Below are 22,266 nucleotides of genomic sequence, written 5' to 3'. Positions count from 1 at the left end.
TAAGAATTTGGTGATAAAATTTCTTATTGTTCCCGCGCCGTTTATGCGGCGCGGCGACCCTGATGTGCAGCGGTAGCTGTGTTGGCCCCACTGACGCGGAAGCCGCGGATGAGGTCGATCAGCTCGTCGGTATCGCTGGCGAGTGTTTCGGCCGATGCCGTGGTCTCCTCGGCCATGGCGGCATTCTGCTGGGTGGCGGCATCGAGCTGGTTCATCGACGAGGAGATCGAGCGCAGCGTCGTATCCTGTTCGGAGGCGCTGTGGGCGATCTTGGCGACGATCTCATTGGCGGCTTTGATCTGGTCGGAGATGCGCTTCAGCGCCTCGCCTGCCTCGCCGACCAGACGGACGCCGTGGTCGACCTGGCTGGAGGAGCGGGCGATCTGATCCTTGATCTCCTTGGCCGCAGCGGCGGAGCGCTGGGCAAGCTCACGGACTTCCTGGGCGACAACCGCAAAACCCTTGCCGCTTTCACCGGCGCGCGCTGCCTCGACGCCGGCATTCAGCGCCAGCAGATTGGTCTGGAAGGCGATCTCGTCGATGACGCCGATGATCTTGGTGATCTCCGACGACGACTTCTCGATGCCGCTCATCGCCTCGATCGCCTGGGTGACGATCGCATCGCTGTGGGTCGCCTCGGTGCTGACCGAGTGGACGCGTTTGCTGGCTTCATGGGCGCCATCGGCGGTCTGGCGGACGGCGACGGTCAGTTCATCGAGTGCGGCTGAGGTTTCTTCCAGGCTGGCGGCCTGGCGCTCGGTGCGCTGCGACAGCTCGTTGGAAGCGCGGCGGATCTCTTCCTTGCTGGTGCCGATATCGGTGCCCTTGGCGCTGACCTTGGCCATGGCGGCTTCGAGATGCGACAGCGCATCGTTGAAGTTATCGCGAAGGGCGGCGTATTTCTGGCCGAGATCGGCGCAGCGGACGGTGAGATCGCCGCGGGCGATCATCTCCAGCGCCTGGCCGATCGTCGTCACCACCCGCGCCTGCAGCGTAGCTTCGTCCTGCTGCCGGCGCAGATTGTTTTCGCGCTCGCTTTCCAGCGCCAGCTGTTGGGCCGCCTCGCGATCGGACATCGCATGGCGTTCCCTGATCTTTTCCTGCAGCGACTGCGTCGCCTTGGCCATCATGCCCACTTCATTGTTCATGCCGATATGCGGGATGGCGATCGAAACATCCTCTTCGGCGACAGCCTTCAGAGCGGCATGGACGTTGTTGAGAGGTCCCGATATGCCGCGGATGACGAAGTAGGCGGCGGCCATGGCAAGGAAGAACAGGACGATGCTGCCGGACAGTGCAGTCAGGATCGTCCTGTTTACCTGAGTATCGAGATCGTCCATGTAGACGCCGGTGACGACGACGACCTTCCAGGGTTCGAAGGCCTGCCCATAGGCCGTCTTGCGGTAATCGCCGGCCGGCTGGCCCGGCTTGCTGGTGGAATAATATTCGACGAGACCACCGCGCTGCTGCCCGAGCTTAACCAGCTCTTCGCGATAGAGCTTGCCCTTGCTGTCCGGCTGAGCCTTCAGGTTCTGCCCGACTTTCGCAGCGTCGTAATGGAACATCATCTGGACGTCGTAGCTATAGCCGAAGAAATAGCCGTCCGGATCGTATTTCATCCCGTTGACGGTGGTGTAGGCCTGCTTCTGGGCATCCTCCAGCGTCATTTCGCCTGATGTGACCTTGGCCTGGTAAAGCTTGAGAACGGAGACCGCCGACTGAACCTCGGCGCGCAGCATGTCGTAACGCTCCTTGTAGATCGCATCGACCGAGGAGCGGATCTGCAGGGAGGTGGCGATCGCAAAGGCGATCATCAGGCCGACGACCAGCAATATGAGCTGCTTCGATATCTTCAAATTTTTCATGACGCCTCGCAACGGGAATGGATGGCTGCATTCCGGTGCGGTTTTCTACCGCCTGTGCGAGCGCGCCAAAGAGAGGACGCGTCTACCGCTGCTAGAACAAACATGCTGCGACCGGGTAAGGAACAATTTGATGCTCACCCTATAAAAAAGCTTTAACTTTATTGATCGCGGCGCGAGTTTCCCTAAAAATCGAGGGGTAATTTACAAAGCAAAACCGCCGGATCTCAGCATATCAAAACAAGAATGCACCCTCGCTGCTCATCGAGGGTGCATTCGGTCCACCGGTGGTGGAACCCCAATCGATCGAAACCTTGATCAGGCAGGGGCAGGGAATTTTGGTTTTAAAGCGCCGCGCACTTTTGCGCGACATGCTTTAGAAACGCAGCTTGAATTCGGAAACGTTAAGGGCTGCCGGTTGTTCCGCCATGCCGGCGGCAACGGGCTTGGCGTCGCCGCCGATGACGGCCGCCGTCGTCGCATTCATGTCGATGCCGTCGACAGGCGGGGCGGAAGGCGCCGCGGCAAGCATCGCTTCCGGGGTCGCCTTGCTGACGAAGACGACGGGCGAGCCGCCCATCCAGCCTTCGGTACGATAGATCTTCTTTTCGCCGCCGACATCTCGGATTTCACTCGCCTGGAGGACGCCAGGCTTGAGCTCCGGCACCGTATAGTCCCTCTTGGTCAGCTCGGCCTGGAGTGGCGGGCAATGGGCGCAGCTTTCGGTGACGATGCTGCCTTCAGCGGACGACGCGGTCTTGCTAACCACCTCTATCGAGGACGCCATTGCAGAACCTGCCATCAGCAGGATTGCCGCACCGAGGAAAATCTGACGCATCAAAGTTACTCCGTCTCACCTTCGGAGCAAATTAGCGCAGCTTTGTTTCCATCCCGTCAGGGGAAAGGGTAAAAATTTAAAGAACGCGGCGGTTTATACTCATTCCAAGCCGCTTTCGCGCTCGATCGCCCGCCAACCGATGTCGCGCCGGCAGAAGCCGTTTTCCCATCTCACCTTGTCAAGCAGCGCATAGGCGCGGTCCTTGGCCTCGGCGACCGTGCCGCCTGACGCGGTGACGCTCAGCACGCGGCCGCCGGTCGCAACCAATGCGCCATCCTTCAGACCCGTGCCGGCATGAAACACCTTCTCACCCTCGCCTGCGTCGGGCAGGGAGAGGATCGGTGTATTCTTCTCGTAGGCGCCGGGATAACCCTTCGAGGCCATGACCACCGTCAGTGCCGGATCGTCGCTCCATTCGGCGTTGACCTGATCCAACGTGCCGTGGGCGGTGGCGAGCAGCAGCGGCAGGAGATCGCTCTTCAACCGCATCATCAGCACCTGGCATTCGGGATCGCCGAAGCGGACATTGTATTCGATCAGCTCCGGCCCCTTCTTGGTGATCATCAGCCCGGCGAAAAAGACGCCGGAGAAGGGATGGCCGCTTTCGGCCATGCCGCGCATCGTCGGTTCGATGATCTCCTTCATCGTCCGCTCGACCATTTCGGCGGTCATGACAGGCGCCGGCGAATAGGCGCCCATACCGCCGGTATTGACGCCGGTATCGCCCTCGCCCACCCGCTTGTGATCCTGGGCGGTTGCGAGCGGCAGCGCATTTTTGCCATCGCAGAGACAGAAGAAGCTCGCCTCCTCGCCATCGAGATAGGCTTCGACGACGACTTCGGCGCCGGCAGCGCCAAAGGCACCCTCGAAGCAGTCGTCGACGGCGGCCAATGCTTCATCGAGCGTCATCGCGACGGTCACGCCCTTGCCGGCGGCAAGGCCGTCGGCCTTGACGACGATCGGCACGCCCTCGGCGCGGATATAGGCTTTCGCCTTCGGTCCATTGTTGAAGCGCTGGTAGGCGCCTGTCGGAATATCGTAGCGGGCGCAGATATCCTTGGTGAAGCCCTTGGAACCCTCGAGCTGGGCGGCGGCAGCGGAAGGACCGAAGACCGCCAGGCCATCGGCGCGCAGCCGGTCGGCGAGGCCGGCAACCAGCGGCGCCTCCGGGCCGACGACGACGAAATCGATCGCCTTGTCCTTGCAGAAGGCCGCGACCGCTTCGTGATCCTCGATATTCAAGGGCACGAGGATGGCATGTTCGGCAATGCCGGGATTGCCGGGCGCGGCATAGAATTCGCTCATCAACGGCGATTGCGCCAGCTTCCAGGCGAGTGCGTGCTCGCGTCCGCCCGATCCGATCAACAGAACCTTCATGCGCCACCCTTTCCTTTTCTGTCTGGCGGTTAAGGGCCAGGGGCCGAAAGGTCAAGCAGGAAAGCTTACCAGCCCCCGCCCCCACCGCCTCCACCACCGCCGCCGGACGAGCCGCCGCCGGAAAAACCGGAGGATGAGCTCGACGGCGGTGGCGCGGGAATTGTCGACGCGATGGTCGAGGCCATCGACGAGGAAAAGCCGCCTATGCGATCGGAGAAGCTGCCACTGTTGAAGTTGCCGGAATACCAGGCGGGCGCATAGGCGGCAGCCGCGCCGGCAGCAGCTGCCGCAAGCCAGGTTTCGAAGGTGCGCGACCAGGGCTTTTCGACGCCGAGCGCCACCGCATAGGGCAGCAGCGTCTCGAAATGCCGCGGCGACATTTCCGGGGCGCCAGCCGTGTTCATCCGGTCTTTTTCGGCAAGCGTCAGATATTGGCGCAGGCCGTCTATGCCGTCCATCATCTTGGCGCCGAGCGGGGTCGGCGCGCCCATGATGAAAAAATAGAGGATGTTCAAAAGCACGATGCCGCCGACAGCAAAGAGCATCGGCGTTTCGTGCAGTTCCACCAAGGAGGAGGCAAGCGCCAGCCCCATGGTCGCCAGGATGCTGATGCCGACGAAGACGCCGATCGCGGCGGAGATGATGGCGATGATCTTGCCGAACAGCGACTTGCCGCGATGCAGCGACCTGACGAGGCCGGCGACGAAGACCGAAACGAAGACCGAGATGACGATCGGGATCAGCATCACCGCGATGGTGTCGGGCTCCAGCGAACCGAAGACGAACAGGATCACCAGGGCCGCGGCACTGAGCGCGATGCCGCCTGCGGTATAGATCAGGTTGGAATTGTAATATTTGCCGCGATGCTCCTTCTCGATCGCCGAGCGGAATGCCTGGCCGACGGACTTCACCCGCTCGCCATTGGCCTTGTCGATCGTCAGCGTCGCGCCGGCTCCGCCGGCAACTCTCAGCAATTCGATCTCGCCGGCCTGGAACTTCTCCTTGCCGAGCGGCTTGCCGGTGCCTTGGATGACGATCGAGTTCTTCAGGTCTTCCAGCTTGACGTAACCGCGGACGGCAAGATTGAGCGCGGTGGCGGACAGCGCCGTCCAGCCCTCGCCGGAGAAGCCCTTATTGTCGATGTAGTTGACCAGCGCCGGCGAGATGCCGTCAGGCGCGTCCCAGCGCGGCACGACGACACCACGGGCGGGATCACGGCCGACCTTCAGCCAGGAGCGGGTGTAGTAAGCGAAAACGAGGATCAGGCCGCCGAAGCCGATGAAATAATTGCGGTTGTCCTTCAACCACCATGTGCTTTCCATGTCCGCGCTCGGCGGATCGATCGACCCTTTCGGCATGCGGATTGCAAAGGTCAGGCCTTCGTTGGGGCCAAGGGGCATGGTGGTGGAAAAGACCAGCCCGGCGCCGGTCTCGCTGGCGCGGGCATTCTTTCCCGTCGCGCCCTCGGGGCCGGTGAAGAAGATCGTCTCCGTCGCGCCGACGCCGGGCGGCAGCTTCACCGCCGCGGTGGCCAAGCGGATGGGGAAGATCCAGCCATTGCCGGTGACGTTCCAATAGAGTTCGTCATGATCGTCGAAATAACGGATCTGGCGATTGGTCCTGTAAGTGAAGACATATCGATGACGGCCCGGCGTTACCGTCACATCGGCAGAACCGGCATAGATGCGGATACCGCCTGATATCGATTCGGTGTGCCAGGGCTCGTCCTCGCCATCGCGCTGGACCGAGACCATATCGAAATCGACGCTGCGGCGACGGCCCGCGGCATCGCTGAAATAGAGCGGGAAGTCACGGAAGATGCCGTGGTTGATCTGATTTCCCTCGGCATTGACGGTGATCGTCTCCGTCACCGACATCGCGCCGTTCTTGTCGAGCGTGATATCGGAGGCGAAACTGTCGATCACCTCGGCGGCAAAGGCCGCGGTGGCGGCAAGCATCAACAGGAGTGCAAAGCAAAATCCGAAAAACCGACGCCCCATCCCTGTCTCCCCGCCGGCAGCCTCGGCTGCGTGTTTCGTCAATCTTGGTCCTGATAGGTCACGCCAAGTGCTGCCAGTGTCCGCCAGTAGGCGGGGAAGGTCTTGCCGACGCAGTCGGGATCGAGAATGGTGATGCCGTCGATCTTCAGCGCGGCGAGTGCGAAACTCATGGCGATGCGGTGATCGGCGAAGCTGTCGATCTCCGCCGGCAGCGTCTGACCGGCGAGAGCAGGATCGGAATGGACGATCAGATCGTCGCCGTCCTCGACGGCCAGGCCTCCGCGGATGTTGTTGAGCCCCGTGGACAGGGCGCGGATGCGGTCGCATTCCTTGACTCGCAGATTGGCGATGCCAACGAAGCGGACCGGCGTCTCATTGAAAGCGGCAAGCACCGCGATCGTCGGAACCGCATCCTGCATCTGCGAGCCGTCGATTTTAGCCGGCAGATGCGGGAATTTGGCGATCGCCTCGTAGGCCTTGGCATCCGGCTGGGTGAAGGCATCGTTCGGCACGCCGAGATCGATCTTGCCACCACTCAGCACTTCGGCCGCCCAGAGATAGGTCGCGGCGGATGCATCCGGCTCGACGATGAAATCGGCGGCCCGGTAGCCGGTCGGCTCGACGCGCCAGATGACGGGACTGGTCTTTTCGACCTTGGCGCCGAAGGCCTTCATCGCCGCCGTCGTGAGATCGATATAGCCAAGCGCGCCGATATCCTCACCGACGAGTTCGATATCGACAGGACGGTCGCCGCCGGCCGCCATCATCAGCAGCGCCGAAACATATTGGCTGGACAGGCCGCCATCGATCAGGATTCGGTCGGCCTCAAAGCGGCCGGTGCCCCTGACGGTGACCGGCGGGCAGCCAGTCTCGGCGGTGACGTCGATGCCGAGCGTGCGCATCGCCTCGACCAGCGGGCCGATCGGGCGCTTGCGCATATGCTCGTCGCCATCGACGATGACGGTGCCGTCGACCAAAGCCGCAGCCGCCGTCAGGAAGCGGGTCGCCGTGCCGGCATTGCCGAGGAAGAGCGGCGCTTTCGGCGCCAGCAGCCTGCCGCTGCCGGTGACGACGAAGCTGGTATCGTCAGGCTCGTCGATCGCAACACCCATGGCGCGCAGCGCTTCGGCCATATAACGCGTATCGTCGCTCTTCAGCGCCCCGGTCAGCCGGCTCGTTCCCTTTGCAAGACCGGCGAGCAGAAGCGCGCGATTGGTAATCGACTTGGAGCCCGGCGGCATGGCGCGGCCCGAAAGCGGCCTGCCCGGCGGGATGATCGTGAGTTTGGCTGTGCGTGTCATGCTGTTCTTCCGTCCATAGGGCGACCCTAAAGCGCTTGCCGCGCTTTAGGTCTTTGGTTTTGCGCATGTCGTTATCGCAAAACCGCTGCACACTTTTGCGCGACATGCTCTAGCCGGCCGCGATCTGCCCTTGCTCTTAATCGCTTTCTCGCAAAGGCAAAATGCCGGATCGTCAGAATTTCACGGTGGGAACGGCGCGGTCGGCCTCGTTGGTGATTTCGAAATATTCCCGCTTGGCAAAACCGAACTGGCCGGCGACGAGATTGGACGGAAAACTTTCGACCTTGACGTTCAGGTCGCGGGCGGCACCGTTGTAATAACGCCGCGCCATCTGCAGCTCGCCTTCCATGGTTTCCAGCGAGGCCTGCAGCTCGGCAAAATTCTCATTGGCCTTAAGATCCGGGTAGGCCTCGGCGAGCGCGATGACCCGGCCGAGCGCCTGGCCAAGCAGCCCTTCCGCCTGCGCCCTGCCCGCGACATCGCCTGATGGCACGGCCTGCGCCTTGTTGCGGAGCTCAACCACCTCTTCGAGCGTCGACTTTTCATGGGCGGCATAACCCTTGACCGTCTCGATCAGGTTCGGGATCAGGTCGGCGCGGCGCTTGAGTTGGACGTCGATGCCCGACCAGGCTTCTTCCGCCATCTGCCGCGCGCGAACCAGGCCGTTGTAGACGAAGACGAGATAGAGCGCGACCAGAACGATGACGCCAAGCGCAATATACATCGCGAATCCCCCGCAGCGAAGTAAAGTTGAGGCGGAGACTAAGCGGTTTTGCCGGCTGCCGTCAAACGCCGATATCCGTGAGGATTCGGGGTGCCCGACCAGCCGTTTATATGGACGATACGGCTGGCGAGCTGTTGCGTTATGCCGCTTCTTTGCCCAGGTTGACGCCGCCGGCGTCGGTCAGCAGGAAGGCTTCGCCACAGGCCTTGGCGAGCGTACGCACGCGCAGGATGTAGCTCTGGCGCTCGGTAACCGAGATGACGCCGCGGGCATCAAGCAGGTTGAAGACATGGCTTGCCTTGATGCACTGGTCATAGGCCGGGAAGACGCATTTGTGCAGGCGCTGGTTTGCGTTATCGCCGGGGGCGCCGGCATCGAGCAACGCCCGGCATTCCTTCTCGGCATCGACGAAGTGGCGATGCAGCATCTCGGTATTGGCGAATTCGAAATTATGGCGCGAATATTCCTGCTCGGCCTGCAGGAAGACGTCGCCATAGCTGATCTTCTCGTCGCCGTCGCGGCCGTTGAAGTTCAGATCATAGACATTGTCGACGCCCTGGACATACATGGCGAGGCGTTCGAGGCCATAGGTCAGTTCGCCGGCGACCGGCGAGCATTCGATGCCGCAGACCTGCTGGAAATAGGTGAACTGCGAGACTTCCATGCCATCGCACCAGCACTCCCAGCCGAGGCCCCAGGCGCCGAGCGTCGGGCTTTCCCAGTCGTCCTCCACGAAGCGGATATCATGCAGCAGCGGATCGAGGCCGATCGCCGCCAGCGAGCCGAGATAGAGCTCCTGCAGATTCGCAGGGTTCGGCTTCAGGATGACCTGGTACTGGTAATAATGCTGCAGCCGGTTCGGGTTTTCGCCATAGCGGCCGTCGGACGGGCGCCGCGACGGCTGGACATAGGCCGCCTTCCACGGTTTCGGGCCGAGGGCGCGCAGCGTGGTGGCCGGGTGGAAGGTGCCAGCGCCGACTTCCATGTCGTAAGGCTGCAACACCGCGCAACCCTTGTCCGCCCAGTAGTTATGCAGGGTCAGGATCAGCGCCTGGAAGGAGCGCTTCGGGTTCATATGGTCTGGGATAGCTGACATCGAACGGCACCGATTGCTTGGGATTTATCGGCGCGACAGGTGCCATGGAGGGCGTCGGGGGTCAAGACTTTTGCGGCGGCGGAGAGGCGTCGAATGCCGATAGGGAAGAGAAATTCTTTCTGCGCTGCGGGGGTACCCCCCTCTGTCCTGCCGGACATCTCCCCCACATGGGGGGAGATCGGCTGGGGGGAATGTCCCGGCTTTCATAACGGCTCCGCGCAGGCGTTCCGTTGTTTGGGGAAGCCTTAGCCACTTGCCGATCTCCCCACCTGTGGGGAGATGTGCGGCAGGACAGACGGGGTCACAAGCCCGCACTGCGGAGCCGCTGCCGGATGAGAGGCAGATGAGTGGCGAGGCCTCTTATTCTCCCTCGCGCTTCAGCCGGTATTCCCCCGTCTCCGGGTCCTTGACCAGCGTGCCGATCGCGCCGGTCTGGCGCTCCTTTTCAGCGCGGCGCGACTTTTCGGCGAGCTTGCGGGCATCGGAGACGAAGCGGCGGTAGAGCCACCAGGCTGAGAAAACCAGGACCAGGATCGTAATAAGCTGTGCCATGCCCCTCTCTTGCTCCTCTCAAAGCCCGAACCGGCTCCACAATGCTCTCTCTTCCGCCGCTTCGACAAGCCCCGTCGCGAGACCGGATGCGGCACCTTCGAGTGTCACAGGAGATACACCGGGAATCCGGCGGCCGAACAGGCCGCGGCCGGCGGTGACGAGCTCCAGCTTGGTCTTCTGACCGTAGCGCCGCTTCAGTTCCTGGCGCATGTCGCCGAGGCCGTCGATCAGGCCGAGTTCAAGGCCGCGCGTGCCACTCCAGAACAGGCCGGAAAACACCGCCGCATCGTCCCTCAGCTTGCCGGCGCGCCGCTCGCGCACCATGGATATGAAGACCTGGTGGATTTCGAGCTGCAGGCTCTTCAGGTACTCGATGTCCTTTTCCTTTTCCGGCTGAAAAGGATCGAGGATCACCTTGTTTTCGCCCGCCGTATAGACCCGGCGTTCGACGCCGATCTTCTTCAAGAGCTCGGGAAAGCCGAAACCGCCGGAGACGACGCCGATCGAGCCGACGATAGAGGTGGCGTCGGCGATGATCTCGTCGCCGGCGAGCGCGATCATGTAACCGCCCGAGGCGGCGACATCTTCGACGAAGACCAGAACCTTCTTCTGCTTCTCGCGGGCGAGCTCGCGAATGCGGGTGAAGATCAGGCGCGACTGCACGGGCGAGCCGCCCGGCGAATTGATGGAGATGGCGACTGCCGGTGCGTCCTTCATGGCGAAGGCTTTTTCCAGAACCGGAGAGACATTGGCAAGGTTGAGGATCGGCCGGAACTGGCCACCGCCACTGATGATCGTCCCCTGCAGGCGAACGACCGGAATGGTGATGCCGTCCTTGCGGAACCGTTTCGGCATCAGTTTTCTCAAGAATCCGGCCATTTCCCATCCTTCGCTTCGGGTCGCACGATCGTCACCCATGTATGCGCTGGAACGGCAAACGCAATGGCTGCGTTCTTGAAAACATTGGGCCTGAAAACATCGGGCTTAAATTTGTTGTTGCGAATGACTTGCATTATCATTCTAACTCGTCATAGTGCGTGCACGATAAAACAGGTGGAAATCGCATGGACGTGCTCAATCCGAATACAAAGAGCGGCTGGCGGCACGAACGCGGAGAAGCGTCGCTGTCGGATGTCTACCGCACCGTCGGAACCGGGCGTCACAGCTCGATGTGGCGAAGGGCGGCGGCCTTCGCCGGGCCGGGCTACATGGTCGCCGTCGGCTACATGGACCCCGGCAACTGGGCGACCTCGCTCGCCGGCGGCTCGAAATTCGGCTATGCGCTGCTCACCGTCGCGCTGCTTTCCAACCTGATGGCGATCGTGCTGCAATCGCTCTGCGCGCGCCTGGCGATCGCCTCCGGCCGCGACCTCGCGCAGGCCTGCCGCGACGCCTTTCCGAAATATGTCTCGCTGCCGCTCTGGGCCTTTGCGGAAATCGCCATCATCGCCACCGATATCGCCGAGGTGATTGGCACGGCGATCGGCCTCAACCTGTTGATGGGCATCCCGCTCGAGCTCGGCGTGCTGATTACCGCGCTCGACGTCTTCGTGATCCTCTTTTTGCAGAAGCTCGGCTTCCGCTGGGTGGAAGCCTTCATCATCGCGCTGCTCGGCGTCATCGCGGTCTGCTTCGGCGTGCAGATCCTGCTGGCCGACCCGCAATGGGGCGCGGTTCTCACCGGCTTCTTCCCGACGACCGAGATCGTCACCAATCCCGAGATGCTCTACCTGGCGCTCGGCATTCTCGGTGCGACCGTCATGCCGCACAATCTCTACCTCCACTCCGGCATCGTGCAGACGCGGGCCTACGGCCATACGGTTCCCGAAAAGAAGGAGGCGCTGACCTTTGCAACGATCGACTCGACGGTCGCCCTCTGTTTCGCGCTGCTGATCAACGCCTCGATCCTGATCCTGGCTGCCGCAGCCTTCAATGCGCACGGCAGGACCGACGTCGTCGAACTCGGCGATGCCTATTCGCTGCTGTCGCCGCTGCTCGGTCTCGCCATCGCGCCGACGCTGTTCGGCATCGCGCTTCTGTGCTGCGGTCTCAACTCGACGGTAACGGCAACGCTTGCCGGCCAAATCGTCATGGAAGGCTTCCTCAAGATCCGGCTGAAGCCATGGGTGCGCCGGCTGATCACCCGGGCCATCGCCATCGTGCCGGCAGCGATCGTCACCATCTGGTATGGTGACCAAGGCACGGCGGAGCTTTTGATCCTCACCCAGGTGGTGCTCAGCCTGCAGCTGTCCTTCGCCGTCTTCCCGCTGGTGATGTTTACCGCCAACAAGGCCAAGATGGGAGAACTCGTGGCGCCGCGCTGGCTGAGCGGCCTGGCCTATCTGATCGCGATCGTGATCGCGGGGCTGAACGTCAAGCTGCTCCTCGACTTCGTCACCGGCTGAAGCAAATCCGGGAAAGCATGAAGCGGTTTTCCGTCCGCAATTGCGAGAGATCTAAAGTCTCATATAAGCCGCCCGCCCGTTGTTGAAGTCATCGACGAGAGGGGAGAACTTGTGGCTCCCCTCTTCGTGCATGATCAGCGGCGCCCGCAGCGACAGCCGCGCCCGCGATCCCTTGATCGCCGTCACCAGGATACGTACGGCGTTTTCACCCTGACGTGGATGGATGGCTGTGATCTCGATGCCGCCGAAGCGCCGACCGCAGGCCGTGATGATCTCGGCGATCGACTGGGGCCTGGCGATCAGCGACAATTGCCCGCCTGGGATCATGATGGCGCCGGCGGTGCGTATCCAGCTTTCGAACAGGCCGTCGGTCATCGCATGGGCTTCGGCCTTCAGCGCATCCGGCGTGCGCCGGTCGCCGGCGTCGTTGAACGGCGGGTTCATGATGACGTGATGGAAGCTCTCATCGGTGAGCCCCGCATCGTTGCGCGCCTTGGCGGTCAGCGTCACATCGGCCTCGATGACGCTGACGCGGCCGGCGACATGGGCATTGCCGGGCAAAAGGATGCTGCGGCGGGCATAATCGGCCATCTCGGCCGAGCGTTCGAAAAGCACCACCTCTGCATCGGCAAGGCGCGAGGCGACGGCAAGGCCGGCAGCGCCCGCGCCGGCGCCGAGATCGGCAACCCTGACCGGACGATCGTCGGCGACAAGAGCCGCAAGCAGCATCGCATCCATGCCGGAGCGATGGCCCCTGCCCTTCGGCTGCACCACATGGAAGCCGCCGCGATGAAAGGCATCGACAGTGTCAGTGGCGGTCATCGGAGCTCACTTCCGCTCGCGCAGCTCGCCGCCGAGACCGGCATCGGTGAGGATGCGGCGCGCCTGATCGGCCATCTCCTCATCCACCAGCAGGCGGCGCGACAGCATGCCAAGCGAGCCTTCCAGCACGCTCATGCCCTGATCGGCGATGAAGCAGTGAATCCCGGCATCCTTCATCAAACTCTCGGCATAAGAGAGAAGAACGGGGTCGTTGGCGCGGATAAGCTCATGCATTTGCCGTCGTTTTCCTTTCAATTTCGCTCAGCGCGACAATTCACCCCTTGCCGCGTCCATCGCCCCTTTCTATTGTCAGGTGCAATGAATGAATAGGAGTCCGGGTCGTTGGGCGTGGTCATACCGCTTGAAGAAAGCAAAAACAAACTGGCATCCATAAAGCCGCTGGTCGATCTCACCAGGGCGGATATGGAGCGAGTAAACCAGCTCATTCTCTCCAAGGCCGGCTCCGACGTGCAGATGATCCCCGAAGTGGCGAACCATCTGATCTCGTCCGGCGGCAAGCGGCTGCGGCCGATGCTGACGCTGGCTTCCGCATCGCTGTTCGACTACCGGGGCGAAAATCACGTCAAGCTCGCCACATCGGTCGAGTTCATGCACACGGCAACGCTACTGCATGACGATGTCGTCGACGAAAGCGATCTGCGCCGCGGCACATCGACGGCGCGGATGATCTGGGGCAACCAGGCAAGCGTGCTGGTCGGCGATTTCCTGCTCGGCCAGGCCTTCCGCATGATGGTCGATGTCGGCTCGCTCGATGCGCTGGACGTCTTGTCTTCAGCCGCCTGCGTGATCGCCGAAGGCGAAGTGCTGCAGCTTTCCGTCGCCAAGAACATGGAGACGACGGAGGACGATTATCTCTCGGTCATCCGCGCCAAGACGGCGGCTCTCTTTGCCGCCGCCGCCGAAGTCGGGCCGATCGTCGCCAAGGCCGGCCGGTCCGGCCGCAATGCGCTGAAATCCTACGGCATGAATCTCGGGCTCGCCTTCCAGCTGGTCGACGACGCGCTCGACTACGGCGGCAAGGCCGCCGATCTTGGCAAGAATGTCGGCGACGATTTCCGCGAGGGCAAGATCACCCTGCCGGTCATTCTCGCCTATCGCCGCGGCACTGAGGATGAGCGCGCCTTCTGGCGCGATGCAATCGAGGCCGGCAACAGCACCGACGCCAACCTCGAAAAAGCGCTGGGACTGATCACCAAATACGGCACGCTCGGCGACACGATCGGCCGCGCGATCCATTACGGCACGATCGCGCGCGATGCGCTTGCGCCCCTTCCCGATACGGTCTGGAAATCCGCCCTGATGGAAGTGATCGACTTCTGCATCGAGCGCGTCAATTGATCAAACGTCCTTGATCGCAGGCTGATTTTCTTGCAGCGCCGCTTCAAAAAAGCCATCCTGTTATGAATCAGTGATCGCAACTGGTTTTGCGGCCGGCGGCATTTGTCGGGACGCTGTCGAAGAAAGGTTTCCTAATGCGGCAGAGAATTGCCATCCGTCTTCTTACGAGCGCAGCGCTGGCCGCTGTCCTTTCGCTCAGCGGTGTCGGCGGCGCGAACGCCGAGGATGCGGCCAAGACAGACGATTCCGGCACGGCCGTTCACTTCGATGCGGACAGCGTCACCACTTTCTCCGGCGCCTTTCTCGCCGCGCGCACCGCCGATGTCGATCATGACTATGAAACGGCGATCGAACTTTACAAGAAGGCGCTGCAGATCGAGCCCGGCAATCCAGAGATTCGCCAGCGGCTGATGATCTCGCTGCTCCTCAATGGCGATATCAAGGACGGCGTCAAATATGCCAATGACCTGAAGGGCGATCCTTCCGTCGAGCGTATCACCACGATCGTGCGCGGCATGGATGCCGTGCGCCGCGACGACTACAAGTCCGCCGAGGCCATCCTGAAATATAAGGGGCCAAACGATCTCGACCGGATGATGAACGACCTGCTGCTCGCATGGGCCCGCGTCGGCGCCGGCCGCGGCAAGGAAGCGCTCACGATGGTCGAGAAGATGAAGGGGCCGGACTGGTTCCGCATCTTCCAGAATTACAATGCCGGCGCGATCGCCATCGCCATCGGCGACGTGAAATCCGCCCGAAAGCATCTGAACGATGCCGTGCTCGACAAGGAGGGAGGCGCAACGGCGCCCGACACCTTCATGCGCGCCGTGATGGCGCTTGCACGCCTCGAAGCAACACAAGGCAATAAACAGAAGGCGCTCGACGCCGTTTCCGTCGGCGACAACCTATTGCCGAACTATGCGCCGCTGAACGCGCTGCGCGACAGTATCGAAAAGAACGAGAAGCAGGAGCAGCAGGTCAAGACGGCCGAAGAAGGTGCCGCCGGCGTGCTCTTCTCGGTCGGCGGCGCGCTAAACCGCGACGGCGCCGAGGACATCGTCTCGCTTTACCTGCAGACGGCCAAGGCCCTCGACCCGAACAGCGCCGATACGCTGGTGCTGCTCGGCGGCATTGCCGAGAAGCAGAACCAGATGGACCGCGCCATCACGCTCTACAAGAAAGTGCCGGAGAATTCGCCGATGCGGCGTATCTCCGAGCTGCAGCTCGGCCTGGCCCTTGCCCAAGGCGGTAAGGTCGACGAGGCCCGCAAGCACCTGCAGGCGCTGATCGCCTCCGATCCGAAGGACATCCGCAGTTACCTGGCCTATGGCAGCGTGCTCTCCGACGCCAAGGACTACCAGGCGATGGCCGCCAATTATGACAAGGCCGTCGAAGTCATCGGCCCCATCCCCGGCCGGGCCAACTGGAGCGTCTTCTTCCAGCGCGGCATTGCCTATGAGCGGCTGAAGAAGTGGGACCAGGCGGAACCGAACTTCCGCAAGGCGCTGGAGCTCAATCCCGACCAGCCGCAGGTGTTGAACTATCTCGGCTATTCCTGGATCGACATGAACCGGAACCTAGACGAAGGTCTCGGCATGATCAAGAAGGCCGTCGATCTTCGCCCTGACGACGGCTACATCATCGATTCGCTTGGCTGGGCCTATTTCCGCCTCAACCGCTTCGAAGATGCCGTCGACGAGTTGGAGCGGGCGGCACAGATCAAGGCCGGCGACGCAACGATCAACGACCATCTCGGCGATGCCTACTGGCGCGTCGGGCGTAAGCTCGAGGCCGTCTACCAGTGGAACCGGGCGCTCGCCTCCGAGCCCGAAGCTGCCGAGATCCCGAAGATCAAGGACAAGGTCGCCAACGGCCTGCCTCCCGTCAGCGACGATGCTAAGGCAGCCGACAAGAAGCAGCCGGATCCGGCGCCCGTCATCCCGCCGCCGGTCGACAAAAAATCCTGACGGGCAGGAGGCATGCCTGAAAGGACTTGGCCGGATACAGGTCAAAGAAATAGAGCATGATGTCGTCCGAAAACCGCTCACACTTTTCGGCATCATGCACTAGCGTTTCCGAGGAGGCGCGCGCGAAAATCAACCTGGCCCTGCATGTGACGGGCCAGCGGCCGGACGGCTATCATCTGCTCGATATGCTGGTGACCTTCGCAGATCATGGCGACCGGCTGGACTTCATGCGGTCGCCGGCCGATGCATTCACCCTGTCGGGCCGTTTCGGCGAGATACTTGCCGGCGACAGCGGCACCAACCTGGTGCTGAAGGCCCGCGACCTCCTGCGCGAGGCGATCGGTCCCCTCGCCTTTCCCGTCCGCATTCATCTCGAAAAGAACCTGCCGGTTGCCTCCGGCATCGGCGGCGGCTCGGCCGATGCCGCCGCGACGCTGCGCGGGCTGATGCGGCTCTGGGGCACGACATTATCGGCGGAGACGCTTGCCGCGCTGGCGCTGAAGCTCGGCGCCGACGTGCCGATGTGCCTGGAGAGCCGGCCGCTGATTGCCCGCGGCATCGGCGAAAAGATCGAAGCTGTGCCTGATCTGCCGGCCTTTGCCATGGTGCTCGCCAATCCGCTGAAGGGCGTCTCGACGCCTGAGGTTTTCCGCCGGCTGGCGACAAAGAACAATCCGGCCCTGAGCCTGGCACCGAGCCCGCCTCAGACTGCCGACTGGCTCGCGGCGATTGCTGCTGCCCGCAACGACCTGGAGCCGCCGGCGCGCGAACTCGTGCCCGAGATTTCGGAGATCTCGGCGATGCTGCAAGCTCACGGCGCCCTTTTGACCCGCATGTCCGGTTCCGGCGCCACCTGTTTCGGCATCTTTGCGAGCATGACTGTTGCCGAAGATGCGGCGGCAGCTCTTCACGACGAGCGCCCTGGCTGGTATTTCCAGGCGACGGAAACGGGTTCGGGAGGCGCATGATGGCAGGTCTGGACGAAAAGCGGCCCTTCATCGCGGTCGGCATTGCGGTTCTCACGATCTCGGATACCCGCACGCCGGAGACGGACAAGTCAGGCGACACGCTGGCGGCGCGGATCACCGAGGCAGGTCACAGGCTGGTCGACCGGGGGATCGTGCCCGATGATCGCCAAAAGATTGCCGCACGGGTGAAGGCCTGGACTGAGAGAGAAGACATAGACGTCGTCATCACCACGGGCGGCACCGGCTTTACCGGTCGCGATGTGACGCCCGAAGCGTTGGAACCTTTGTTCGAAAAGCGGATGGACGGCTTTTCCGCCATCTTCCACCGGATCTCTTACGAGAAGATCGGCACGGCGACGATCCAGTCGCGCGCCACGGCAGGTGTTGCCAACGCCACCTTCATCTTCGTGCTGCCGGGTTCGCCCGGCGCCTGCCGGGATGCCTGGGACGGCATTTTGAAAGGACAGCTCGACTATCGCAGCGTGCCGTGCAATTTCGTCGAGATCATGCCGCGTCTGGACGAGCACCTGAAACGCGGCGCGACCAAATAGACCGATGTGCCTGCGCTATGTCGCAAGGCCTGGCAGGACGGGCATCGTGTCCCAGCTGTCACCCGACAGCAGGACGCAGCTTATGCCGTGAACATCCGTGACGATGAGTGTCCAGGTGCCGCTTTCGGCGGCATAGACCTCAAGAACGGCGTTCTGGTTGATCAGTCCGACTGCCGTGAGCTTTTCGGCGAAATTCTTGTCCAGGAAATTGACGATTTCGGGTCGGCCTGCGCAACTGCGCATCATCTGCGATGCTGCCGAATGCGGATGCGCGATCACCAATGTCGGCAATATGACGGCCATGAGGCCGTAGATCATACCGCGTACGCCGTAGATCCTACCGCGCGCCATGACGCACCTCCTTTCGCCGGGAACCCGGCAGAAGAGGAGATTGTCGCTGACCTGTTCTGCCGTTCACCGGCATTCCATGGCCATTCCGTTGCGAAGCGAGGCGCTTCGACGGCGCCATGTTTAAATTATAGCGCGAAATCCTATTGGGCGCCATCTTTTGCTCATGGAGAGCGTTGCGGCCCTATCGCGCAGCGCGGGCGACCCAGGACGGAATCAGTTCGCTCGCGAGCTTGCGCGGCTTCTGCCCCTTGACGAATTCGGTCAGCCGCATGCCGCTTTTGGCAATGGCGAGTGCCTGCTTCTTCGGCAGGAGAAAGCCCAGTTCCAGCGGCGGCACGGCTCGGCCGACACGCTGGAAAAACGGGCGCCGGTAGCCGCGCGACGCGGTGAAGCGCGCCGGCAGCTTGTTCAGCGCGACATATTCGGCGATCTCATCGATCCAGCCGGCCTGGGGTCTGGCGCCCGGCTCGACGAAGAGCAGCCATTCGCCGCGCGCTGCGCGGACGATGTCCTTGATATCCCATTGCGAATGGAAGCGGCAGCCGGCGGCGTCGGCCACCCGCGAGGTGCCGTCGCGCGAGCCGTGATCGAGCACGACCACATCGCTCACCAGCCCCTCCACCGCGCCTGCCACCAGTACCGATAAAGTCTGTGCCAGTTCAGATTCCTGATCCTGACATTCGAGAACAACCGTCAACATTGACTATTTATAATGCGCCGCACAAATTTTTGCCAGCGCCGTTTTCCTCATTTTGTTCTTGCATTGTTCTCATTTTGCGGATAGGAATTTAATCAGCAAAACGGGCGGAGGCGATGGCTTTCCGCCGCGGGAGAATCCGATGAGAGAGCAGTCCCTGGCAGGGCAGGCCGCATTCGCGCCTGCCAATACGGCAGATATTGCCGATGCGATGATCGTGTCCTCCGGCCTGAGAGTCGAGGTCGACCGGCGGCGTGGACGTGGGGCGGGACTGAACCCGACGGGTCGGTTCGAGCCACTGCAGCGGGAGACCGTCGACGATGGCTGGCAGACCTGGGAAGAGCTGCCGCCATTCAAGACGGAAGTGCAGGTCGAGAAGCCGCGCACGGCCATCACCCGCAACGAATCGCCGGACCTTTCCTTCGACCGCTCGATCAATCCCTATCGCGGCTGCGAGCACGGATGCATCTATTGTTTCGCCCGGCCGACACACGCCTATATGGGGCTTTCCGCAGGGCTCGATTTCGAGACGAAGCTCTTTGCCAAGCCCGATGCGGCAAAACTGCTGGAGCGGGAGCTCGCCAAGCCGGGCTACAAGGTGCGGGTGATCGCAATCGGCACCAATACCGATCCCTATCAGCCGATCGAGAAGGAATGGCGCATCATGCGCGGCATTCTGGAGGTGTTGAACAAGGCGAACCATCCGGTATCGATCGTCACCAAGTCGGCGATGATCCTGCGTGATCTCGACATTCTGCAGGAGATGGCAGCTAAGAACCTGGTGCGCGTCGGCATCTCGGTGACCACGCTGGATCGCAAGCTTGCCCGGACGATGGAGCCGCGTGCCGCCACACCGCCGCGGCGGCTGGAGACGATCCGCACCCTTGCCGAAGCAGGCATCCAGACGGCAGTCATGGCCGCCCCGCTCATCCCGGCGCTGAACGACCACGAGCTGGAGCGCATCCTCGAATCGGCAAAGGCTGCGGGCGCTGCCGAGGCGAGTTATGTCATCCTCAGACTGCCGCTCGAGGTCAGCCCGCTGTTTCGAGACTGGCTGCTGCAGCATTATCCCGATCGCTACCGGCATGTGATGTCGCTGGTACGCTCGATGCGCGGCGGCAAGGATTACGATGCCGAATTCGGCAAGCGCATGAAGGGCGCCGGTCCCTATGCCTGGCAGATCGCCCGGCGCTTTGAAATGGCCGCCAGACGTTTCGAGCTGACGCGACGTAGTGTGCCGCTGCGCGATGACCTGTTCGTACCGCCTGATGGCAGCGGCGTACAATTGTCGCTTCTTTGATTTTTAAGCTTGCGTTTCGGCATCTCGACAAAACCGCCCTGTTTTCGAGCACCGAGCGCAATTCCCGCGGATGGCCCTGACCGCCACCATCCGCCGGACCGGTCCCCGGCCGCCGCCCTGATCCGGGGACTTGCGGGAAATCGGGTTGGCGTGCGAGGTTCAGCCGCATGAAACCTCGCACGCCACCCGATTCTCCCCTGCTTTTCGACACGGCTCCGCTCGTGCCGGATTTCCGACTGGAACTCAAAGCCCGCAAGGCCGGCCACTGGCCGGTCGCCGGCGCCGATGAGGCAGGCCGCGGGCCGCTGGCGGGACCCGTCGTGGCGGCCGCCGTCATTCTCGATCCGAAGCGCATCCCTGAGGGGCTGAACGATTCCAAGCAGCTTTCGGCGCAACGGCGCGAGGAACTGTTCGTGCAGATTCTGGCGACTGCGACCGTCTCCATCGCCTCCTCCAGTTCGACGCGCATCGACGAGACGGATATCCGCAAGGCAAGCCTCGACGCCATGCGCCGGGCCATCTGCAGCCTCGCCATTCCGGCCAGCTACGTGCTGACCGACGGGCTCGACGTGCCGCCCGGCCTCGACTGCCCCGGACAGGCTGTGGTCAAGGGCGATGCCCGCTCGGTCTCGATCGCCGCCGCCTCGATCGTCGCGAAGGTGACGCGTGACCGGATGATGGCGCGGGCACATCATGTGTTTCCGGATTACGGTTTTGCCGCGCATGTGGGCTATGGCACGGCGCAACACCGCGCCGGCATCGAGAGGCACGGCCCCTGTTCGCTGCACCGGATGAGCTTCAGGCCGCTGCGCAAGACCGAGGGCGGTCCCGAGACGGACGAGCTGCTTTCCGAGTAGGTCATTCAACAGAAAAGCCGGGCAAAAAAGACTGCCAAAAGAAAAGGCCGGGACATGCCCGGCCTTTTCTCTTTTTCGAAGCTGCTCAGTTCAGCCGCGTCTTGACCTGGCCGACGGCATTGCCGAAGAGCTCGGACTGGATTTTGGTGTCGGCCCGCTTGGCAAGCACGGTTTCAGCGGCCGCGATTGCGAGATCGACAGCAGCGGAACGCACCGCCTTCATCGCCTCAACCTCGGCCTGCTTGATCTTCTGCTCGGACAGCGCCGTGCGGTTGGCGACGAATTCTTCCGTCTTCTTCTTCGCTTCGGCGGTCAGCATTTCGGCTTCGCGCTCAGCGGCGGCAACGATGTGGGCCGCTTCGGCTTCTGCTTCCTTGCGCTTGCGCTGGTATTCGGCGAGCAGGTGTTGGGCCTCCTCGCGCAGACGCTTGGCTTCAGCCAACTCGTTGCGGATCTGGTCGGCGCGGTCGTCGAGCGACCGTGCCATCATGCCCGGAACCTTCAGGTAAACGACCAGCGCCAGGAACAGGACGAGGCCGACAAAGGCGAAGAAAGTCGCGTCAAAGGCAAATTCCATCGATCAAGCCTCCTTCTTGGCAGCCGCGACGGCGGCAGCGACATCGGCCTTGGCGACGGTACCGCCGATCAGCTGATCGACCACGGCAGCCGCCGTTTCCTCGGCAATGGTGCCGACGTCGGCGAAGGCCTTGGCCTTGATCTCGCCGATACGGAGCTCGGCAGCCTTGATCTTTTCCGAAAGGCTCGCCTCGACAGCGCGGCGTTCCTCTTCGGCCTTGGCCTTGGCGGCGTCGCGGGCGGCGGAGCCGATCGCGTTGGATTTGGCGCGGGCGGCGGCCAGTTCACCTTCATAGGTCTGGACGGCGGCGTCGGCTTCGGCCTTCAGGCGGCCGGCCTCTTCCAGATCCTGGGAAATGCGCGTGTGACGCTGATCGAGGATGGCCCCGATGCGCGGCGCGATGACCTTTTGCATGAGCAAATAGAAGACGCCGAACGTGATCACCAGCCAAAGCAGCTGGGACGCGTAGGTCGTCGAATCGAAAGGCGGGAAAGGGCCGCGGGCGTGTTCGCCTTCGGCAACACCAGTCTCGGTATGGACCTCGCCTGCGGCCGGAGCGGCATGCGCATCCGTACCCGTCGCTGCCGCCGGTGCTTCCTCAGCGTAAGCCGGGGTCACAAAAAACATGCTCACCTCCAGGTGGACTGCAAATGCAAAGGATC

At 62.5% G+C, this 22,266-nt stretch carries 22 protein-coding genes; 7 read left to right on the top strand and 15 right to left on the bottom strand.

What is annotated here, in order from left to right; all coding sequences use genetic code 11:
• Nucleotides 1-41 precede the first annotated feature (41 nt).
• From HFO71_RS09520 to HFO71_RS09480, 9 genes are all read right to left on the bottom strand, one after another.
• Complete coding sequence (locus HFO71_RS09520) at nt 42-1,865, bottom strand: methyl-accepting chemotaxis protein (protein WP_221987919.1); 1,824 nt, start codon at nt 1,863-1,865, stop codon at nt 42-44.
• Nucleotides 1,866-2,238: 373 nt separating this feature from the next.
• Nucleotides 2,239-2,700 carry a plant virulence effector HPE1-like domain-containing protein gene (locus HFO71_RS09515; protein WP_131642428.1) on the bottom strand — a complete coding sequence of 154 codons (462 nt, stop codon included), beginning with the start codon at nt 2,698-2,700 and terminating at the stop codon, nt 2,239-2,241.
• 99 nt (nt 2,701-2,799) lie between these two features.
• Complete coding sequence (gene purD, locus HFO71_RS09510; RefSeq protein ID WP_221969714.1) at nt 2,800-4,077, bottom strand: phosphoribosylamine--glycine ligase; 1,278 nt, start codon at nt 4,075-4,077, stop codon at nt 2,800-2,802.
• Nucleotides 4,078-4,142: 65 nt separating this feature from the next.
• Nucleotides 4,143-6,077, bottom strand: a complete 1,935-nt coding sequence (locus HFO71_RS09505; RefSeq protein WP_221979088.1) for a DUF2207 domain-containing protein — start codon at nt 6,075-6,077, stop codon at nt 4,143-4,145.
• Nucleotides 6,078-6,115: 38 nt separating this feature from the next.
• On the bottom strand, nt 6,116-7,378 hold the full coding sequence (gene aroA, locus HFO71_RS09500; RefSeq protein WP_168338024.1) for a 3-phosphoshikimate 1-carboxyvinyltransferase: 1,263 nt from the start codon (nt 7,376-7,378) through the stop codon (nt 6,116-6,118).
• A gap of 172 nt (nt 7,379-7,550) precedes the next feature.
• Nucleotides 7,551-8,102, bottom strand: a complete 552-nt coding sequence (locus HFO71_RS09495) for a LemA family protein (protein WP_077976582.1) — start codon at nt 8,100-8,102, stop codon at nt 7,551-7,553.
• A gap of 139 nt (nt 8,103-8,241) precedes the next feature.
• Nucleotides 8,242-9,198, bottom strand: coding sequence for a glycine--tRNA ligase subunit alpha (locus HFO71_RS09490; protein ID WP_077976583.1), 957 nt, complete (start codon nt 9,196-9,198; stop codon nt 8,242-8,244).
• 360 nt (nt 9,199-9,558) lie between these two features.
• Entirely contained in the window at nt 9,559-9,750 is a 192-nt protein-coding gene (locus HFO71_RS09485) for a membrane protein (RefSeq protein WP_020048688.1), read from the bottom strand.
• Between the two features lie 18 nt (nt 9,751-9,768).
• Nucleotides 9,769-10,629: a S49 family peptidase gene (locus HFO71_RS09480; protein WP_131642890.1), complete on the bottom strand. Its 861-nt coding sequence runs from the start codon at nt 10,627-10,629 to the stop codon at nt 9,769-9,771.
• Between the two features lie 185 nt (nt 10,630-10,814).
• Here HFO71_RS09480 and HFO71_RS09475 point away from each other — a divergent pair, with 185 nt between their 5' ends.
• The gene (locus HFO71_RS09475) at nt 10,815-12,155 is read left to right on the top strand and encodes an Nramp family divalent metal transporter (protein ID WP_221972205.1); all 1,341 of its coding nucleotides are present in this window, start codon (nt 10,815-10,817) and stop codon (nt 12,153-12,155) included.
• A 51-nt stretch (nt 12,156-12,206) separates the two neighbouring features.
• Here HFO71_RS09475 and HFO71_RS09470 read toward each other — a convergent pair whose 3' ends face one another.
• Together HFO71_RS09470 and HFO71_RS09465 are read right to left on the bottom strand one after the other, a co-directional pair.
• Complete coding sequence (locus HFO71_RS09470) at nt 12,207-12,977, bottom strand: tRNA1(Val) (adenine(37)-N6)-methyltransferase (RefSeq protein ID WP_168338021.1); 771 nt, start codon at nt 12,975-12,977, stop codon at nt 12,207-12,209.
• 6 nt (nt 12,978-12,983) lie between these two features.
• Nucleotides 12,984-13,211: a putative signal transducing protein gene (locus tag HFO71_RS09465; RefSeq protein WP_003545870.1), complete on the bottom strand. Its 228-nt coding sequence runs from the start codon at nt 13,209-13,211 to the stop codon at nt 12,984-12,986.
• Nucleotides 13,212-13,319: 108 nt separating this feature from the next.
• Between HFO71_RS09465 and HFO71_RS09460 the strand changes: the two genes are divergently transcribed.
• The 4 genes from HFO71_RS09460 (at nt 13,320) to moaB (ending at nt 17,822) form a co-directional block, all read left to right on the top strand.
• Nucleotides 13,320-14,336 carry a polyprenyl synthetase family protein gene (locus tag HFO71_RS09460; protein WP_221987917.1) on the top strand — a complete coding sequence of 339 codons (1,017 nt, stop codon included), beginning with the start codon at nt 13,320-13,322 and terminating at the stop codon, nt 14,334-14,336.
• Nucleotides 14,337-14,470: 134 nt separating this feature from the next.
• On the top strand, nt 14,471-16,303 hold the full coding sequence (locus HFO71_RS09455; RefSeq protein ID WP_131642886.1) for a tetratricopeptide repeat protein: 1,833 nt from the start codon (nt 14,471-14,473) through the stop codon (nt 16,301-16,303).
• A 56-nt stretch (nt 16,304-16,359) separates the two neighbouring features.
• Nucleotides 16,360-17,271, top strand: a complete 912-nt coding sequence (locus tag HFO71_RS09450) for a 4-(cytidine 5'-diphospho)-2-C-methyl-D-erythritol kinase (protein ID WP_168286904.1) — start codon at nt 16,360-16,362, stop codon at nt 17,269-17,271.
• Complete coding sequence (gene moaB / locus HFO71_RS09445; protein ID WP_131642884.1) at nt 17,271-17,822, top strand: molybdenum cofactor biosynthesis protein B; 552 nt, start codon at nt 17,271-17,273, stop codon at nt 17,820-17,822. Before HFO71_RS09450 ends, moaB begins: the two co-directional genes overlap by 1 nt.
• Nucleotides 17,823-17,837: 15 nt before the next feature.
• On the opposite strand, the gene HFO71_RS09440 is transcribed toward moaB, so the two are convergent.
• Nucleotides 17,838-18,173, bottom strand: a complete 336-nt coding sequence (locus HFO71_RS09440) for a hypothetical protein (protein ID WP_077976594.1) — start codon at nt 18,171-18,173, stop codon at nt 17,838-17,840.
• A gap of 181 nt (nt 18,174-18,354) precedes the next feature.
• Nucleotides 18,355-18,873 (bottom strand): glycosyltransferase family 2 protein, encoded by a 519-nt coding sequence (locus HFO71_RS09435; RefSeq protein WP_017959187.1) that lies wholly within the window; start codon nt 18,871-18,873, stop codon nt 18,355-18,357.
• A 139-nt stretch (nt 18,874-19,012) separates the two neighbouring features.
• On the opposite strand from HFO71_RS09435, the gene HFO71_RS09430 reads away from it, so the two are divergent.
• Together HFO71_RS09430 and HFO71_RS09425 are read left to right on the top strand one after the other, a co-directional pair.
• Nucleotides 19,013-20,170 carry a PA0069 family radical SAM protein gene (locus tag HFO71_RS09430; RefSeq protein ID WP_168271494.1) on the top strand — a complete coding sequence of 386 codons (1,158 nt, stop codon included), beginning with the start codon at nt 19,013-19,015 and terminating at the stop codon, nt 20,168-20,170.
• 167 nt (nt 20,171-20,337) lie between these two features.
• Entirely contained in the window at nt 20,338-21,027 is a 690-nt protein-coding gene (locus tag HFO71_RS09425) for a ribonuclease HII (RefSeq protein ID WP_168284068.1), read from the top strand.
• 85 nt (nt 21,028-21,112) lie between these two features.
• On the opposite strand, the gene HFO71_RS09420 is transcribed toward HFO71_RS09425, so the two are convergent.
• Together HFO71_RS09420 and HFO71_RS09415 are read right to left on the bottom strand one after the other, a co-directional pair.
• On the bottom strand, nt 21,113-21,604 hold the full coding sequence (locus tag HFO71_RS09420) for a F0F1 ATP synthase subunit B (RefSeq protein WP_012756242.1): 492 nt from the start codon (nt 21,602-21,604) through the stop codon (nt 21,113-21,115).
• Nucleotides 21,605-21,607: 3 nt separating this feature from the next.
• Entirely contained in the window at nt 21,608-22,231 is a 624-nt protein-coding gene (locus tag HFO71_RS09415; protein ID WP_077976597.1) for a F0F1 ATP synthase subunit B, read from the bottom strand.
• Nucleotides 22,232-22,266 lie beyond the last annotated feature (35 nt).

The sequence above is a fragment of the Rhizobium laguerreae genome (assembly GCF_019778565.1).
In the GTDB taxonomy this organism is placed as follows: domain Bacteria; phylum Pseudomonadota; class Alphaproteobacteria; order Rhizobiales; family Rhizobiaceae; genus Rhizobium; species Rhizobium laguerreae.
Note: the sequence above shows the minus strand (reverse complement) of the source record. Positions and strands in the feature narration are given on the sequence as shown.

Bases quoted from the DNA above. Each gene is read 5' to 3' on its own strand.
- HFO71_RS09435 (WP_017959187.1), bottom strand. From the start codon at position 18,873: ATGTTGACGGTTGTTCTCGAATGTCAGGATCAGGAATCTGAACTGGCA.
- HFO71_RS09455 (WP_131642886.1), top strand. From the start codon at position 14,471: ATGCGGCAGAGAATTGCCATCCGTCTTCTTACGAGCGCAGCGCTGGCC.
- purD (WP_221969714.1), bottom strand. From the start codon at position 4,077: ATGAAGGTTCTGTTGATCGGATCGGGCGGACGCGAGCACGCACTCGCC.
- HFO71_RS09505 (WP_221979088.1), bottom strand. From the start codon at position 6,077: ATGGGGCGTCGGTTTTTCGGATTTTGCTTTGCACTCCTGTTGATGCTT.
- HFO71_RS09465 (WP_003545870.1), bottom strand. From the start codon at position 13,211: ATGCATGAGCTTATCCGCGCCAACGACCCCGTTCTTCTCTCTTATGCC.
- HFO71_RS09450 (WP_168286904.1), top strand. From the start codon at position 16,360: ATGATGTCGTCCGAAAACCGCTCACACTTTTCGGCATCATGCACTAGC.
- HFO71_RS09420 (WP_012756242.1), bottom strand. From the start codon at position 21,604: ATGGAATTTGCCTTTGACGCGACTTTCTTCGCCTTTGTCGGCCTCGTC.
- HFO71_RS09475 (WP_221972205.1), top strand. From the start codon at position 10,815: ATGGACGTGCTCAATCCGAATACAAAGAGCGGCTGGCGGCACGAACGC.
- aroA (WP_168338024.1), bottom strand. From the start codon at position 7,378: ATGACACGCACAGCCAAACTCACGATCATCCCGCCGGGCAGGCCGCTT.
- HFO71_RS09515 (WP_131642428.1), bottom strand. From the start codon at position 2,700: ATGCGTCAGATTTTCCTCGGTGCGGCAATCCTGCTGATGGCAGGTTCT.
- HFO71_RS09470 (WP_168338021.1), bottom strand. From the start codon at position 12,977: ATGACCGCCACTGACACTGTCGATGCCTTTCATCGCGGCGGCTTCCAT.
- HFO71_RS09485 (WP_020048688.1), bottom strand. From the start codon at position 9,750: ATGGCACAGCTTATTACGATCCTGGTCCTGGTTTTCTCAGCCTGGTGG.
- HFO71_RS09415 (WP_077976597.1), bottom strand. From the start codon at position 22,231: ATGTTTTTTGTGACCCCGGCTTACGCTGAGGAAGCACCGGCGGCAGCG.
- HFO71_RS09430 (WP_168271494.1), top strand. From the start codon at position 19,013: ATGAGAGAGCAGTCCCTGGCAGGGCAGGCCGCATTCGCGCCTGCCAAT.
- HFO71_RS09425 (WP_168284068.1), top strand. From the start codon at position 20,338: ATGAAACCTCGCACGCCACCCGATTCTCCCCTGCTTTTCGACACGGCT.
- HFO71_RS09520 (WP_221987919.1), bottom strand. From the start codon at position 1,865: ATGAAAAATTTGAAGATATCGAAGCAGCTCATATTGCTGGTCGTCGGC.
- HFO71_RS09490 (WP_077976583.1), bottom strand. From the start codon at position 9,198: ATGTCAGCTATCCCAGACCATATGAACCCGAAGCGCTCCTTCCAGGCG.
- moaB (WP_131642884.1), top strand. From the start codon at position 17,271: ATGGCAGGTCTGGACGAAAAGCGGCCCTTCATCGCGGTCGGCATTGCG.
- HFO71_RS09480 (WP_131642890.1), bottom strand. From the start codon at position 10,629: ATGGCCGGATTCTTGAGAAAACTGATGCCGAAACGGTTCCGCAAGGAC.
- HFO71_RS09495 (WP_077976582.1), bottom strand. From the start codon at position 8,102: ATGTATATTGCGCTTGGCGTCATCGTTCTGGTCGCGCTCTATCTCGTC.
- HFO71_RS09440 (WP_077976594.1), bottom strand. From the start codon at position 18,173: ATGGCGCGCGGTAGGATCTACGGCGTACGCGGTATGATCTACGGCCTC.